The 13,889-nt window shown below is 69.3% G+C and carries 14 protein-coding genes and 1 tRNA gene; 5 read left to right on the top strand and 10 right to left on the bottom strand.

Annotated features, from left to right (window positions below):
- Positions 1-43 precede the first annotated feature (43 nt).
- Positions 44-751, top strand: coding sequence for a FadR/GntR family transcriptional regulator (locus HV783_RS06715; RefSeq protein ID WP_175188839.1), 708 nt, complete (start codon positions 44-46; stop codon positions 749-751).
- Between the two features lie 48 nt (positions 752-799).
- On the opposite strand, the gene otnK is transcribed toward HV783_RS06715, so the two are convergent.
- From otnK to HV783_RS06685, 6 genes are all read right to left on the bottom strand, one after another.
- Positions 800-2,062, bottom strand: a complete 1,263-nt coding sequence (gene otnK, locus HV783_RS06710; protein ID WP_175188838.1) for a 3-oxo-tetronate kinase — start codon at positions 2,060-2,062, stop codon at positions 800-802.
- Positions 2,059-2,967, bottom strand: a complete 909-nt coding sequence (ltnD, locus tag HV783_RS06705) for an L-threonate dehydrogenase (RefSeq protein WP_054500458.1) — start codon at positions 2,965-2,967, stop codon at positions 2,059-2,061. Before ltnD ends, otnK begins: the two co-directional genes overlap by 4 nt.
- Positions 2,964-3,941, bottom strand: a complete 978-nt coding sequence (gene denD, locus HV783_RS06700) for a D-erythronate dehydrogenase (RefSeq protein WP_054500457.1) — start codon at positions 3,939-3,941, stop codon at positions 2,964-2,966. Before denD ends, ltnD begins: the two co-directional genes overlap by 4 nt.
- Complete coding sequence (gene otnI / locus HV783_RS06695; RefSeq protein WP_054500456.1) at positions 3,938-4,729, bottom strand: 2-oxo-tetronate isomerase; 792 nt, start codon at positions 4,727-4,729, stop codon at positions 3,938-3,940. The genes denD and otnI overlap by 4 nt, the downstream gene beginning before the upstream one ends.
- Before the next feature lie 66 nt (positions 4,730-4,795).
- The gene (otnC, locus tag HV783_RS06690) at positions 4,796-5,434 is read right to left on the bottom strand and encodes a 3-oxo-tetronate 4-phosphate decarboxylase (protein WP_175188837.1); all 639 of its coding nucleotides are present in this window, start codon (positions 5,432-5,434) and stop codon (positions 4,796-4,798) included.
- A 139-nt stretch (positions 5,435-5,573) separates the two neighbouring features.
- Positions 5,574-6,011, bottom strand: coding sequence for a hypothetical protein (locus HV783_RS06685; protein ID WP_054429354.1), 438 nt, complete (start codon positions 6,009-6,011; stop codon positions 5,574-5,576).
- Between the two features lie 193 nt (positions 6,012-6,204).
- Between HV783_RS06685 and HV783_RS06680 the strand changes: the two genes are divergently transcribed.
- The 4 genes from HV783_RS06680 (at position 6,205) to HV783_RS06665 (ending at position 10,183) form a co-directional block, all read left to right on the top strand.
- On the top strand, positions 6,205-6,642 hold the full coding sequence (locus tag HV783_RS06680; RefSeq protein ID WP_054500454.1) for a SecDF P1 head subdomain-containing protein: 438 nt from the start codon (positions 6,205-6,207) through the stop codon (positions 6,640-6,642).
- Between the two features lie 390 nt (positions 6,643-7,032).
- Positions 7,033-8,478: a gluconate:proton symporter gene (locus tag HV783_RS06675; protein ID WP_054500453.1), complete on the top strand. Its 1,446-nt coding sequence runs from the start codon at positions 7,033-7,035 to the stop codon at positions 8,476-8,478.
- 11 nt (positions 8,479-8,489) lie between these two features.
- The gene (locus tag HV783_RS06670; RefSeq protein ID WP_054500452.1) at positions 8,490-9,353 is read left to right on the top strand and encodes a serine hydrolase; all 864 of its coding nucleotides are present in this window, start codon (positions 8,490-8,492) and stop codon (positions 9,351-9,353) included.
- A 14-nt stretch (positions 9,354-9,367) separates the two neighbouring features.
- On the top strand, positions 9,368-10,183 hold the full coding sequence (locus HV783_RS06665) for a carbon-nitrogen hydrolase family protein (RefSeq protein WP_217484222.1): 816 nt from the start codon (positions 9,368-9,370) through the stop codon (positions 10,181-10,183).
- A gap of 73 nt (positions 10,184-10,256) precedes the next feature.
- Here the strand turns inward: HV783_RS06665 and HV783_RS06660 are convergent, their stop codons facing one another.
- The 4 genes from HV783_RS06660 to ispB all read right to left on the bottom strand — a co-directional run bounded on the left by HV783_RS06660 (position 10,257) and on the right by ispB (position 13,450).
- Positions 10,257-11,015 (bottom strand): alpha/beta hydrolase family protein, encoded by a 759-nt coding sequence (locus HV783_RS06660; protein ID WP_054473247.1) that lies wholly within the window; start codon positions 11,013-11,015, stop codon positions 10,257-10,259.
- Positions 11,002-12,132: a DUF3182 family protein gene (locus HV783_RS06655; RefSeq protein ID WP_175188836.1), complete on the bottom strand. Its 1,131-nt coding sequence runs from the start codon at positions 12,130-12,132 to the stop codon at positions 11,002-11,004. Before HV783_RS06655 ends, HV783_RS06660 begins: the two co-directional genes overlap by 14 nt.
- A gap of 114 nt (positions 12,133-12,246) precedes the next feature.
- A tRNA-Pro gene (locus HV783_RS06650) sits at positions 12,247-12,323 on the bottom strand.
- Between the two features lie 161 nt (positions 12,324-12,484).
- Positions 12,485-13,450, bottom strand: coding sequence for an octaprenyl diphosphate synthase (gene ispB, locus HV783_RS06645; protein ID WP_054500450.1), 966 nt, complete (start codon positions 13,448-13,450; stop codon positions 12,485-12,487).
- Positions 13,451-13,889: the final 439 nt, after the last annotated feature.

Raw genomic sequence — 13,889 nt, 5'->3', positions numbered from 1 at the left:
TCCCCGAGCCGCGCCCCGCCCCCCCCTTGCGCGGTCCCATGCCATGGTTTTTCCCAGAGTCCACTCGCCCCCCACGCTGACCGATACGGTGGCCAAGCAGTTGCTCGCTGAGATCGACGCGGGACGCGTGCCGCCCGGCGAAAAACTGCCCCCCGAAACCCGCCTGGCCGAACAGTTCGGCGTCAGCCGCACCGTCATTCGCGAAGCGGTGTCGCGGCTGCGTCAGGACGGCATCGTCGAGGCGCGCCAGGGCAGCGGCGTGTTCGTCACCGCCCATGGCGGCCAGCGCGCGCTGCGCATCGACGCGGCCGAACTATCGTCGCTGGACGCGGTGCTGCACATCGTCGACCTGCGACGCGCGCTGGAAACCGAAATCGCGGCGCAGGCCGCGGCCCGGCGCAGCAAGCGCGACATGGCGGCCATCGACAACGCGCTGGCGGCCATTGCCACCTCGGTGGAACGCGGCGGCGACGGCGTCAAGGAAGACGTGGCGTTCCACCGCTGCATCGCCCAGGCCACCGGCAACCCCTACTTTCTCGCCACCCTGGCATTCGTCAGCCAATACCTGGAAGCCGCCACCCGCGTCACGCGAGGCAACGAAGCGCGCCATGCCGACCTGATGCGCGCGGTGTTGCAGGAACACGGCGCCATCGCCGACGCCATCCGCCGCCAGGACGTGGAAGCGGCGCGCGAAGCGGCCCGCATCCACATGGTCAACGCCGCCGCACGCCTGCGCCAGGCGCATCGCTGAGGCGGCTCTTCCGTCCGCCGGGTTGGACCGCGGCGGCAATGCGCTCCGTCATGCATCCTGGCCGAAGGCCCGCGTGAAGAAATCCACGCCGCCGAAATTGCCCGACTTCAAGGCGATGCTCAGGCGCGCCCCTACCGCCGACGCCTGGCCGGCGCACCACGGCACGCCGGGATCGATCTGCTCGCCGATGGCGAGCTGCGTCAGGCCCAGCGCCTGCACCACCGCGCCCGAGGTCTCGCCGCCGGCCACGATAAGCTGCCGCACGCCGAGCCGCGCCAATCCCGCCGCGATCCGCGCGATCGCGTCCTCGACCAGCGCGCCGACGCGCGCCGCGCCCAGGCTGGCCTGCGCCGCCTGCACGGCGTCGGGCCGCGCCGTCGAATAGATCAGTACGGGGCCGTCGCGCAGGCGCGGCGCGGCCCAGGCCAGCGCATCCGCCACCACGTCGTCACCCGCGGCGATGCGCAGCGGGTCGAGCGCCAGTGCCGGTCCGCCCGCCGCGATGAACGCGGCGACCTGGCCCTGGGTCGCGATCGAGCAACTACCCGCCACCACCGCCTGCGCCCCCGACTCGCGCGGCAAACCGATCGCCGCGCCCGGCGCCAGGCCCCAGTTGACCGGCAGGCCGATTGCCACGCCCGAGCCCGCCGTCAACAGCGGCATGCCCTTGAGCGCCGGCCCCAGCGCCAACAGGTCGTCGTTGGAGATGGCATCGACGATGGCGATCTCCACGCCCTCTCGCCGCAGCGCCTCGATGCGGGTCCGAATCGCGTCGCTGCCGCGCGCCACCACGGCGTAGTCGATCAGCCCGACTTTGCGCCGGGTCTGCGCCGACAGCACGCGCACCAGGTTGGCATCGCTCATCGGCGTCAACGGATGATGCTGCATTCCCGATTCGTTCAGCAGCACGTCGCCGGCAAACAGGTAACCCTTGAACACCGTGCGCCGGTTGTCGGGAAACGCCGGCGTGGCGATGGTGAAATCGCTGCCCAGCGCCGTCAGCAGGGCGTCGGCGACCGGGCCGATATTGCCCTCGGGCGTGCTGTCGAAGGTCGAGCAATATTTGAAATAGATCTGCTCGGCGCCCTGCGCCCGCAGCCAATCGAGCGCGGCCAGCGACTGCGCCACGGCTTCGGCGGCCGGCAAGGTGCGGGTCTTGAGCGCCACCACGACCGCGTCGGCGGGCGTCTCGAGCGCGCCGACCGGCACGCCGATGGTCTGCACCGCGCGCATGCCGGCGCGCACCAGGTTGTTGGCCAGATCGGTGGCGCCCGTAAAGTCGTCGGCGATGCAGCCCAGCTTGATCGTCATGCGGACTCCGGCAGAGTGATTCCTGGAAAGATCTTGATGACCGCGCTGTCGTCCTCGCGCCCGTGCCCCGCGGCCGACGCCTGCATGAACATCTGGTGCGCGGTGGAAGCCAGCGGCAGCGGAAACTTGCTGTGGCGCGCGGTGTCCAGCACCAGCCCCAGATCCTTGACGAAGATGTCCACCGCCGACAACGGCGTGTAGTCGCCCGCCAGCACATGCGCCATGCGGTTCTCGAACATCCAACTGTTGCCCGCGCTGTGGGTGATGACCTCGTATAGCGCGTCGGCATCGACCCCTTCGCGCAGCCCCAGCGCCATGGCTTCGGCGGCGGCGGCGATGTGCACGCCGGCCAGCAACTGGTTGATGATCTTGACCTTGCTGCCCGCGCCCGCGCGGTCGCCCAGGCGATAGACCTTGCCCGCCATCGCCTCCAGCACCGGACCGCATGCCGCGTAGGCGGCCGGCGAGCCGGCGGTCATCATGGTCATCTCGCCCGCCGCGGCCTTGGCCGCACCGCCCGAGATCGGCGCATCCAGGTACAGCACGCCCAGGGCAGCCAGGCGCGCTTCCAGTGCGCTCGACCAGGATGGATCCACGGTCGAACACATCACGAACACGCTGCCGGGCCGCAGCGCCGCCGCCAGGTCGCCGTCGCCGAACAGCACGTTCTCGGTCTGCTGCGCGTTCACCACCACGCTCACCACCACATCGCAGGCCGCGCCCACCGCCGCCAACGTATCGCAGGCCACGCCGCCCTGTTCGGCGAACGCCGCCGCCACGCCTGGCCGGATATCGTAGGCATGCACCCGATGGCCGGCACGCCGCAGGCTTTGCGCGATGCCAGCCCCCATGGCGCCCAGGCCAATCACGCCGACGTCGCGCGCGGCATTCTCATGATGATTCATACCGTTCCCCGCAAGTCGTCGCCGATGTAGGCGCGAATGATCTCGGCGAAATCGCTGTCGCCTTCCAGGCCCAGTCGCGCGGCCCGCCCCGTGTCCCAGCGCCCCGGCCAACTGCCGACGATCGCTTGCACCCGCGGGTCGACCTGCCAGTTGATGCGGTCGGCGACCGCATCGCCCGCGATCTCGCGCAACGCCCGCGCCATCTCGGCCGCCGTCACCGAAACGCCCGGCAGATTGATCGGCCGGCGATCCGCCAACGCCGCCGCATCCAGTTCGCAGCCCGCGATCAGCGCCTGCACCGCGCGCCGTGGCGACAACAGCCACAGGCGCGTATCCGGCGCCACCGGGCAGGCTGCCGGCTCGCCATTGAGCGGCTCGCGGATGATGCCGCTGGCGAACGACGAGGCTGCCGCGTTGGGCCGGCCCGGGCGCACGCTGATGGTCGGCAGCCGCAGCGCGCGGCCATCGACGAAGCCGCGCCGCGTGTAGTCGGCCAGCAGCAGTTCGGCGATCGCTTTCTGCGTGCCGTAGGAAGACTGCGGATTGAGCGCGGTGTCGTCGCGCACGGTTTCGGGCAAGGCGCCGCCGTAGACCGCCACCGAACTGGTGAACACCACGCGCGGCCGGTGGCCGCGCTGGCGGCAGGCCTCCAGCAACGCCCGCGACGCATCCAGGTTGATCCGCATGCCAAGGTCGAAATCGGCCTCGGCCTGGCCGCTGACGATCGCGGCCAGGTGGAAGACCGCCGCCGTATCGGCGTCGATCGACGCGTCCAGCACCGCCGGGTCCGCGATATCTCCCTGGACCGAGCGCACGCGGGTGTCGTTGATGGCGTCGCTGCGGGTGACGTCGAGCAGGTCGATCTGCGTGATGGGCTCGGGCGCGCCGCCCAACGCCAGCCGCCCGTGCTCCAACAGTCCGCGCGCCAGGCGCTGGCCGAGAAAGCCCGCGCCGCCGGTGATCAATATCTTCATCGCTCGCCTCCCGCGAGATGGGGTCGGGCCCACGCCAGGCCCGCCGACGTCGCGCCCTTGGGCCGGTATTCGCAGCCGACCCAGCCCGTGTAGCCCAGCGTGTCGATCAGCGCCAGCAAGTAGGGGTAATTCAGTTCGCCCAGGTCCGGTTCGTGCCGGTCCGGCACCCCCGCGATCTGGATGTGGCCGATGCCCGCCATGTCGCGGCGCAGTTTCACCGCCAGGTCGCCCTCGACGATCTGGCAGTGGTAGCAATCGAATTGCACGAGCAGGTTGTCGGCGCCGACCTCGGCGCGGATGGCCTGCGCTTCATCCTGGCGGGTCAGGAAGAAGCCGGGCATGTCGCGCGGGTTGATCGGTTCGATCACAATGGTCACGCCAGCCGAGGCCGCGGCGTGCGCCGCGCTCTCCAGATTGCGCAGATACGCCTCGCGGTGGACGGCGCGGTCGCTTCCCGGCGCCACCAGGCCCGCCATCACGTGCAGCCTGCGGTTGCCCAGCGCCGCCGCATATTCCAGCGCCAGATCCAGCCCGCGGCGGAACTCGTCCTCACGCCCGGGCAACGCGGCGATGCCGCGCTCGCCCGCCGCCCAGTCGCCGGGCGGCGCGTTGAACAGGGCCTGCGACAGGCCGTGATCCTGCAGCCGCGCGCGGATCTCGGCGGCTGGAAAATCGTAGGGGAACAGGAACTCCACCCCCTGGAAACCATCGCGCGCCGCGGCGCCGAACCGGTCCAGGAAAGCGTGCTCCGCATACATCATGCTCAGGTTCGCGGCCAGGCGCGGCATCTCGTTGTCTCCTTGTGTGAGCGGGCAGCATCGCCGCGGCCCGCCGGCGCGCACGGCGCCCCCGTGTCAGTAGCGCGCGCCGAAGGTGGCGCGCAGTTCCTCGATGGCGGCCTCGGACAGCGGCGCGGGGCGAGGATCGGCCATCAGCCACAGCCGCGCGGTCTCTTCCAGTTCCTCGAGCACATAGGACGCATGCGACACCGAGCGTTCCCACACCACCGGCCCGAGACGCTCGAACAGCGCCCCACGCACCTGCGCGGCCAGCGCGGCCACCTGCGCCGCCGCCACCGGATCGCCGGGGCGGCGATAAGGAATCAGCGGAATGCGCCCGACCTTCATCACCTGGTACGGCGTGATCGGCGGCAACACCTCGTCCTCGCGCCACACACCCGCCAGCGTCAGCGCGACCAGATGGGTCGAATGGGTGTGCACGACGCCGCGCGCGGCGGGGTCGGCCTGGTAGATGCCCTGGTGCAGCGCCAGGGTCTTGGAGGGCTTGGCGCCCGAGACCCAGTTGCCGGCCAGGTCGACCTTGGCCAGCTCGGCCGGGTCCAGGCGGCCCAGGCAGACATCGGTGGGCGTGATCAGCCAGCCGTCGTCCAGCCGGGCGCTGATGTTGCCGGCCGCGCCGACGGTGTAGCCGCGCTGGTAGAGGCTGGCGCCGACCGTGCAGATTTCCTCGCGGATGCGGGTTTCCGGGGTCATCACGCGCCCGCCACGAGGCGGCCGCGGGCGGCGAAAAGCGGGTACGGCATGGGGCACTCCCTGGACATATTCATATGGTCATCATACAAATTTTGCCGAAAATCCCGGTAGCGGGATTACCCGGAATGCCCCGTCGGATTCAGACCGAGTAGTGGTAGTTGCAGTTGACCGTGGCCTTGAGCGGCTGATTCGCGCCCGGTCCGCCCGGACGCGGCCCGGTGAGCTTGGCCTGGAAGGTGCCCACCACGGCGCCGGTGCCATCTTTCTTGACCGCCACGCTGGCCGGCAGCGCATACAGCGTCAGCGGCCAGACCTCGTCCGGCGCCACCAGGGTGAAGACGCCCAACGGAAAATCCGACACGACATAGGCGGGATCCCGGTCCGCGTCGAATCCCAATGTGGCGCCGACATACGTCAGCGTCAGCTTGAGCTCTTCCGAAGACGGCGACGGGATGACGCCGCGCAGCGCGACCTTGCCACTCTCCGACACACACGACAATTCGGCGGGCGCCGAGCCCGCGTGGGCAACGCCCGCCAGCAGCAGACAGGACAGGAACCAGGGGGCATGCAGCTTCATGGGACGGGCTTCCTCGGAGCGGCCGGCGGATCCGCGGCCTTGGACGATCTTCGAGCCGACATATTAGCGGCCAACAATCCGCGCTCAAAGGCCGGCGGCAGGCAATGCCAGCGTTCGCATACAAGTCGTAATATGCGGCGCCGCCGAACGGGCTAGGATGCCGGCATCGATCCGTCCGTTTCCCGGAGCCCCCATGAGCGCCTTCCGATCCCTCGCCTGCGCCGCCCTGCTGCTGGCGGCCACCGCCTCCCACGCCGAGACCGTGGCCCTGCGCGCGCAGAGCGCCACACCCGGCATCGAACCGCAGACCAAAATGCGCTTCGTCGACGTGGTGCTGCAACCCGAGAGCCGCCAGGTCCTGGCCGACTTCACCCGCAACCGCGTCGGCAAACGCGTACAACTGCGTTCGAACGGCGTGCTGCTGTCCTCGGCCACGCTGCAAAGCCCGCTCGAGGGCGACAGCTTCCGCATCGTCGCCGGCGAGCACGGTTTTGGCGGCAAGTCCGCCGACGACATCGCCAAGGGCATCATGTCCGGCGGGGGCCTCACCGTGGACGACGAAGGCGGCGCGCCAAACGATGCCGGCACCCGCCCCACCCGGCGCGCGCCCGCCTCGGGCGCCGGCCTCTGACCCCGCCGGCCTCGCCGCAGGCCGCCGATCGCATCCACGCCTGGCAGGCCTCAGCGCCCGTTGGTGGCGGCGGATCGGGTGCGACCAGGCCTGCTGCGGCAGCGTATTGCCGCTTTCGTCATTCGCGATAAAACGCCACTGGTCGGCGGCCCGCACGCATAACCTTTGGTTATGGTCGCACCCGCACCACTCATTTGAACCTGTCGCCCGTCGCGCCCACACTCTCACCGTCCAGCGCCAGGCTGCCCGATGCGGCCAGGCGCCCTGGACATGGGACCGCTGGGCATCCACGCCTGCCGCACGGCAGGACGGGATCACAACAATAGGCCAACACCGCCGGATGCGCAGCGCGTCACGGCCCGGCCACAGATCGATAGGGACGGAGAAGACATGACCACATTGACACAGACGGCGGCGGCGCCACGCCCGCCCGCCGGCGGCTCGTTGCATCCTCGCCGGCGCAATGCCGCCATCGCGGTATTCCTGGTGGGCCTGGCCATCGCGCTGTACACCCATTTCACGCTGCCCGGCCAGACCAGCCTGTGGGGCCTGACGCCCGTGCTGGTGTTCGCCATCATCGCGCTGCTGGGCGTGGACATCGTGCTGTCCACCATTGCCGCCATCGTGCTGGGCGCCATCATGACCGGCACCACGCCCATCGCCATGGGCAAGCTGCTGGCCGACTCGCTCGGCTCGTTCATCGCGGTGGTCGGCCTGATCATCGTGCTGGGCGCTGGCGTGGGCGAGGTCGCCTCGCGCACCGGCGCCGCGGAACAGATGGTGCGCGCCATCGTGCGCCGCATCGGCCTGTCGAACCAGGTGCGCGTGCGCCTGGGCATCATGGTGGCCTCGACCCTGATCTGCGGCGCGCTGGGCACCCTGGCCGGCGGCAACGCCATCATTGCCGCGGTGGTCATCCCGATCGCCGCCGCCGTGCGCCTGTCACCGCCCACGGTGGCCGCGCTGTTTCAGACCGCCGGCTCCGCCGGACTGGTGCTGGGCCCCTTCACGCCCAACGTGGTCACGGTGACCGGCCTGACCGGGCTGAGCTATCCGCAATACCTGCTGGTGGCGGGCATCCCGATGGCCGTGGCGACGCTGCTGGCCGGCTGGTTCATGTCGGGGCGCATCCAGAAAATGACCGAGGCTGGCCACCAATACGAGGAAGCCGGAGCCGGCGCGGCCGCCTTCGACCTCGATGCCGCGCCCGCGCGCAGCGCCATGCGGGCGGCGTGGGCGTTCTGCCTGACCATCGTTCTCCTGGCGATCGTCGGCGTGCTCGCCAAGGCGGGTTATGCCTTCGCCATCATCGTCATGGTGGCGCTGGCCACCACCACCGGACTGGCCGGCGGCATGGGTCCGCGCGCGATCCTGCAGGCGATGTACGCGGGCGCCGGGAAGCTGATCTGGATCTTCTTCCTGTTCTGGCTGTTCAATCCGGTGCTGGTGCTGGTGGACCAGCTCAACGCCTACCACGCCGTGCTGGAGCTGGCCAAGCCGCACCTGGCCGGCATCAGCGGCGCCATGCTGTGCGTCATCGTGCTGTGGTTCAACGTCATCGGCCACATCCCGGGCGCGGCGGTCGCGCAGATGACCTTCACCGCCAAGATCTTCGGCCCGCTGCTGGCGGCCGCCGGCGTCGGCCCCGCGGCCACCACGGCGGTTATCCTGGGCAGTTCGCAGATCGACTGGTTCGGCCCCTTCCCCACCTCGGACATGTTCGGCCAGATGGGCCTGGCGCGCTCGGGCGAGCTCAAATACATGCTCTACAACGGCTGGGCGGTGATCCTGGTGAACCTCTGCCTGTTCTCGTCCCTGTTCTTCTTCCTGGTCTGAGGAGATCGACCATGTTCCCCTTGGGATCGCAACCGCTGGACCGCAACGCCTTGCGCCAGCACGTCGACGCGGCGCTGGCGCCCTTGCTGGCGGCCACGCCCGCGCGGGTCTCGCTGAGCCTGCGCGACCTGGACGGCGGCATCGTGCTGGCGCACCACGCCGACCGCGTGCAGCCATCGGCCAGCATCATCAAGGTGCCCATCCTGCTGGCGCTGCTCGAAGCGGTGGCCAAGGGCCGCTACGCGCTCGAACAGCCGCTGGCCCTGCCCGCAAGCGCCGAGCGCGCCGGCGGCACCGGCATCCTCGCCCAGTTGCCCAGTGTCACCACCCTGTCGCTCGCCGAACTGGCGCGGCTGATGATCGTGCTCAGCGACAACGTCGCCACCAACGCACTGATCGAGCTGCTCGGATTCGACGAGATCAATCAATGGAACCAACGCGCCGGCCTGCCGGCGAGCCGGCTGCAACGGCGCATGATGGACGCCGCGGCGCGCGAGGCCGGGCGTGACAACTTCACCAGCGCCGAAGACGCCACCGCCTCGCTGTGCTGGATGCTGCGCGACGGCGCGCTGCCCGCGGCCTTGCGGACATTCGCGCTCGACCTGCTGGCCGACCAGCGCGAACGCGCCCACTTCGGCGCCGCGCTGCCCGCCCCCGCCCATCTGGCCAGCAAGGCCGGACAGTTGCCGGGCCTGCGCCATGACGCCGGCATTCTCACCGTGGCCGACCGCAGCGTGGTGCTGGCGGTACTGGCCGACGGCTTTACCGACTGGCAGACCGCGCAGACCCTGCAGGGCGGCGAGGGCGCCGCGCTGCTGGGGCAGATCGCGCGCGAGGTGGCGCTGGGCCTGAAGTCCCAGGCGCAAGCACACTGACAAGGGGGACCCGCATGTCCATCAGAGTGGCAGCCATACAGCTCGACAGCCGCCGTGACCGCGACGCCAACCTGGCCGCGCTCGAACATTGGATAACGGCCGCGGCCAACGACGGCGCGCAACTGATCGTCACGCCCGAATACAGCGATGTGCGCGGCGACGCACCAACGCTGCGCGCCGCCGCCAGTCCGATCCCCGGCGCGGTCACGGCGCGCATCGCCGCGCTGGCGCAGCGCCACGCTTGCTGGATCCACCTGGGCTCGATGCATGAACGCCTGGCGGACCAGGACCGGCTCGGCAACACCGGCGTCACCTTCGCCCCGGACGGCAGCATCGCCGCCTCCTACCGCAAGGTCCACCTGTATGACGCGGTGGTCGACGGCACCCCCTACCGCGAATCCGCCGACTTCGCCCCGGGCACGTGCCTGCGCACGGTCGAAGCGGCGGGCCTGACGCTGGGCCTGAGCATCTGCTACGACCTGCGCTTTGCCGAGCTGTATCGCGCGCTGCGCGCACGCGGCGCCAACGTGCTGGTGGCGCCCGCGGCCTTCAACCTGCACACCGGCCGCGATCACTGGGAAATCCTGCTGCGCGCCCGCGCCATCGAGAACCAGTGCTACGTGATCGCCGCCGCCCAGATCGGCGGCGACGGGCCGGGCCTGCCCTGCCTGGGCCGCAGCATGATCGTCGATCCCTGGGGCACGGTACTGGCCTGCATGCCAGACCGCACCGGCTACGTCATGGCCGACCTCGACCCGGAGCGCGTCGCCACGCTGCGCGCCGGCCTGCCGGCCTGGGACCATCGCCGCACCGATCTCTACCCGGGTTGACCCGCGCCGCGAGAGAAAACGGCCGGCGTCGTTGCCGGCCTTCCCTGCTGCGCACCCACCCTGACGCCGCCGCTCAATAGCGCGCCCGCCCCTCGCCCATGCGGGCGCCCATGACCATTTCGGTCACCCAGTTCACCAGTATCGAGGTATAGGCGCGTTGCGCCGGTTTTTCCGTCAGCGCGTGGTCGGCGCCGTCGATGATCCGGTGCGTCAACGAGTGCGATCGGCGAAACGCGGAGCGATAGCTCATGATGGTCGAATGCGGGATATAGCTGTCGTGTTCCGCTTCCACCAGCAGCACGTCGCCGGCGAACGCCGTGCACGCCTTCAACGCGCGGTTCTCTTCCGGCGGGACGTAGACGCTGCGATAGGCGCGCAGGGTCTCGCGATCGAGCTGGTTCTTGGGCACCAGCCATTCGTCGTCACGATACAGGGCAGGCACATGCAGCGCCAGCCAGCGCACCGGACGCAGCGTACTCAACAGGGCCGCCAGGTAACCGCCGTAGCTGCTGCCCACCACGGCGATCGAACCGGAGTCCAGCGACGGATGCTGCGCCAGCCGGTCATAGGCCGCCACCACGTCGCGCAGATTGTCCTCGCGCGTCACCTCGCGTTGCCGCGCCTGCGTGGCGGCGTGTCCGCGCAGATCGAAGGTCAGGCAGACGCAACCCAGCGCGGCAATGCCCTTGGCGCGCGACAGGTCGAACTGCTGGCTGCCGCCCCAGCCGTGGATGAACAGCACCCCCGGCACCTTGTCTTCCGGGGTGAGGAACGTGGCGTCCAGCGACACGCCATCCACGTCGAGCGCGAGCGGACTGCTATGCGCCGCCATCGGCCGCCTCCAGGATGCCGCCCGACTTGCTGATGGGTCCGACCGCCGCGTCGTGGCCGTGGAACACCAGACGTTGCGCGATTGGCGGCGGTTCGTCGGCGCCATAGCGCTCGCGGGTTGCGGCGCGCACTTCGCGCAGCACGGGCGAGAGCGCAAAGGCCTGCATGGCGGCCAGTTCCGCGATGCTGGCGCCGCCCGCGCGCCACGATTGCTCCAGCACGCCCGCGCGCGGCCGGCCATCGGCGCCGAGACCAAACGCCACATCGTAATTGCGCCGCGAAGCAATCAGCGCGGGATAGGCGGCCGATACCGCCGCGTCATACTGGCACGCCAGGTCGATCGCCCGGCGTTCACGGTCGGCGAGATCCAGCCGGCGCAAGGCATCGAAGCCGCCCCGCGCCACGCGCAGTTCCGAGCCGCCGTACACGAGGCAGCCCGCATTGTCGGGCGTCAGCGATTGCGTGCCGACGTAGGCGATCTCCATTTCTCCCACCTTGGACCAGCCCACGCTGCAGGTTTCGACTTCGTTCAGGTCCTCCTCGATCACCAGGCCGAGCCGTCCCATCGTCCTTGCGCATTGGCGCTCCAGGGCCTGCCGCAGCGCATCCGCATCCGATGCGACCTCCTGCCCGCGCCCGGCGGTCGCATCGGCAGGTTTCAACCGCACCGACCCGCGTTGCAGCAGCCGCAGGCCACCAGCCAGCGCGTCTTCCGGGCGGAACGCCGTGTAGCCGGCAAGCACCGCGTCACCCAAAGCATCCGCCAGCGAGGCAACCCAACCCGCTGGCGCCGGCGCATCCGGCCGCGCCAGGCCATGGCTGATGGATTTGGTGGCGACGAAGGCATGCGGCACGACGCCCCCATAGAGGTCGGCGATGCCGGAGATACCCAGGATGGTTGCGCGCGCCGCCCCGGCGATACTGCGGTCAGGCACGTAATACGGAACCGGGCCGCCGCGATGGCGACTGGGCCGGTAATCGGGAACATGGCGCCCGCCCAACAGCGCGGCCAGGCGCGCCGCCAGGGCGTCATGCGACGCCACTTCGTGCTCGGACGCCCGGGCACGGCGAGGATAAGCGACCACGAGCGGGCCGTCTGCGAGAGAAAACGAGTTCATGGGCCCACGCCAGCAAGCGACGTGCCCACGCAAAAAAGCCGGCAACGCTTGCGCGGTACCGGCTTTCAGCCAAAGGTGTCGGGAAACACCTTCAAGAATTCGACCACAGATAAGTGGTCGGGGCGAGAGGATTCGAACCTCCGACTCCTGCGTCCCGAACGCAGTACTCTACCAGGCTGAGCTACGCCCCGAGTCTGGGCATGGGCTTATACATCTCCCACACCCTACAGCTACTGACTTCGTTGCGCTCAGTGCAACCAAATCAACTTCCCGCTTCGGCTTGAAGGTTTTGCCCTTCCCGCCTCGTGAATTCCAACCTTGCTCAAAGCAGCGCTTGCAGTGCCGTTTTCAGCTAGCGATCTCGATTCACCGCGAAAGCGCAGAATTCTAACAGAGAATTTAGAAAAGGGGAAACGGGATACGAAGAAAGTGCTTCGCGAGCCCGATTCGCCTCGGCCACGGCGGCCTGGCGGGCATGCTCCAGCGCGTCCGTCGCCTGGATGGCGGCCGCCACGGCGGCGAAGTCGGCGTCGCCCGTCTTGATGGCGTCGCGGATCAACTGCTGCTGCGCCGGCGTGCCCACTTCCATCACGCGGATCAGCGGCAGCGTGGGCTTGCCCTCGCGCAGATCGTCGCCCACGTTCTTGCCCAGCGCGGCGGCATCGCCGCTGTAGTCGAGCACGTCGTCGACCAACTGGAAGGCGGTGCCCACATGGCGGCCATAGGCGGCCGCGGCGGCTTCCTGCTCCGGCGTGGCGCCGGCCAGCACCGCCCCCACCTGGGCGGCGGCCTCGAACAGCTTGGCGGTCTTGTAGCGCACGACCTGCAGGTAGCGCTCCTGCGAGACATCCGGATCATGCACGTTCAGCAACTGCAGCACCTCGCCCTCGGCGATCACCGTGGTGGCCTCCGACAGGATGCTCATGATGCGCATCGAGTCGGCCTCGACCATCATCTCGAACGAGCGCGAATAGAGATAGTCGCCCACCAGCACGCTGGCGGCGTTGCCGAACACCGCGTTGGCGGTCTCGCGGCCACGACGCAGGTCGGACTCGTCGACCACGTCGTCATGCAACAGCGTCGCCGTGTGAATGAATTCCACGACGGCGGCCAGCAACTGATGATGCGTCCCTTCGTAGCCCAGCGCGCGCGCCACCATCAGCACCATCGCCGGACGCATGCGCTTGCCGCCGGCCCCGATGATGTAGTCGCCGATCGTACGGATCAGCACCACATCGGAATTCAGCCGCTCGCGGATAACCGCATCGACGGCTTTCATATCGTCAACTATGGGAGCAATGAGCGCGGGGAGATTCAAGACGTATCCGGAGAGTGAAACGAGCCATATGTAACAGCTCTTACCGCTGGGCCGCCGGGATGGCGGGGGGGATTCGACCAGCGATTATACGGGCTGCCAGGAACCGGAGCCGGACGTAGCGACGCCCCTGCCCGGGGCGCGGACTCCCCCTGCGCCACCCCACTCCGAACCGCCCCGCCCCCGTTTTTTCGGCTGCGCGCCACCCCGACGCGGCGCCCCGGCCACACCTAAGCCCTTAGCCTGCAAGCGCTTTTTGACTTTTCCCCAGCCGCGGGCTAATATCCCGGATTCGGTCAGAGATGCCCGAATTACGTCGGTGAATTACGCGCGCTTGATCTTGGCAACCCCATCTTGGCAACCCCAATCTTGGCAACCCCAGGCAAGCACTGCCAGCCCAGCAGGGCCGGCAAGCGAATGAGCCCATTTACCTATTTAAGGA

The organism is Achromobacter dolens, assembly GCF_902859745.1.
GTDB classification, from domain to species: Bacteria; Pseudomonadota; Gammaproteobacteria; order Burkholderiales; family Burkholderiaceae_B; genus Achromobacter; species Achromobacter dolens.
The sequence above is the reverse complement of the archived record's forward strand: the minus strand, read 5'-3'. Positions and strand labels throughout refer to the sequence as shown.

Excerpts from the sequence above, each read along its gene's own strand:
- HV783_RS06655 (WP_175188836.1), bottom strand. The coding sequence starts at position 12,132 with ATGAACTCGTTTTCTCTCGCAGACGGCCCGCTCGTGGTCGCTTATCCT.
- HV783_RS06680 (WP_054500454.1), top strand. The coding sequence starts at position 6,205 with ATGAGCGCCTTCCGATCCCTCGCCTGCGCCGCCCTGCTGCTGGCGGCC.
- HV783_RS06715 (WP_175188839.1), top strand. The coding sequence starts at position 44 with ATGGTTTTTCCCAGAGTCCACTCGCCCCCCACGCTGACCGATACGGTG.
- ltnD (WP_054500458.1), bottom strand. The coding sequence starts at position 2,967 with ATGAATCATCATGAGAATGCCGCGCGCGACGTCGGCGTGATTGGCCTG.
- HV783_RS06660 (WP_054473247.1), bottom strand. The coding sequence starts at position 11,015 with ATGGCGGCGCATAGCAGTCCGCTCGCGCTCGACGTGGATGGCGTGTCG.
- HV783_RS06665 (WP_217484222.1), top strand. The coding sequence starts at position 9,368 with ATGTCCATCAGAGTGGCAGCCATACAGCTCGACAGCCGCCGTGACCGC.
- HV783_RS06685 (WP_054429354.1), bottom strand. The coding sequence starts at position 6,011 with ATGAAGCTGCATGCCCCCTGGTTCCTGTCCTGTCTGCTGCTGGCGGGC.
- HV783_RS06675 (WP_054500453.1), top strand. The coding sequence starts at position 7,033 with ATGACCACATTGACACAGACGGCGGCGGCGCCACGCCCGCCCGCCGGC.
- otnK (WP_175188838.1), bottom strand. The coding sequence starts at position 2,062 with ATGACGATCAAGCTGGGCTGCATCGCCGACGACTTTACGGGCGCCACC.
- otnI (WP_054500456.1), bottom strand. The coding sequence starts at position 4,729 with ATGCCGCGCCTGGCCGCGAACCTGAGCATGATGTATGCGGAGCACGCT.
- denD (WP_054500457.1), bottom strand. The coding sequence starts at position 3,941 with ATGAAGATATTGATCACCGGCGGCGCGGGCTTTCTCGGCCAGCGCCTG.
- HV783_RS06670 (WP_054500452.1), top strand. The coding sequence starts at position 8,490 with ATGTTCCCCTTGGGATCGCAACCGCTGGACCGCAACGCCTTGCGCCAG.
- otnC (WP_175188837.1), bottom strand. The coding sequence starts at position 5,434 with ATGACCCCGGAAACCCGCATCCGCGAGGAAATCTGCACGGTCGGCGCC.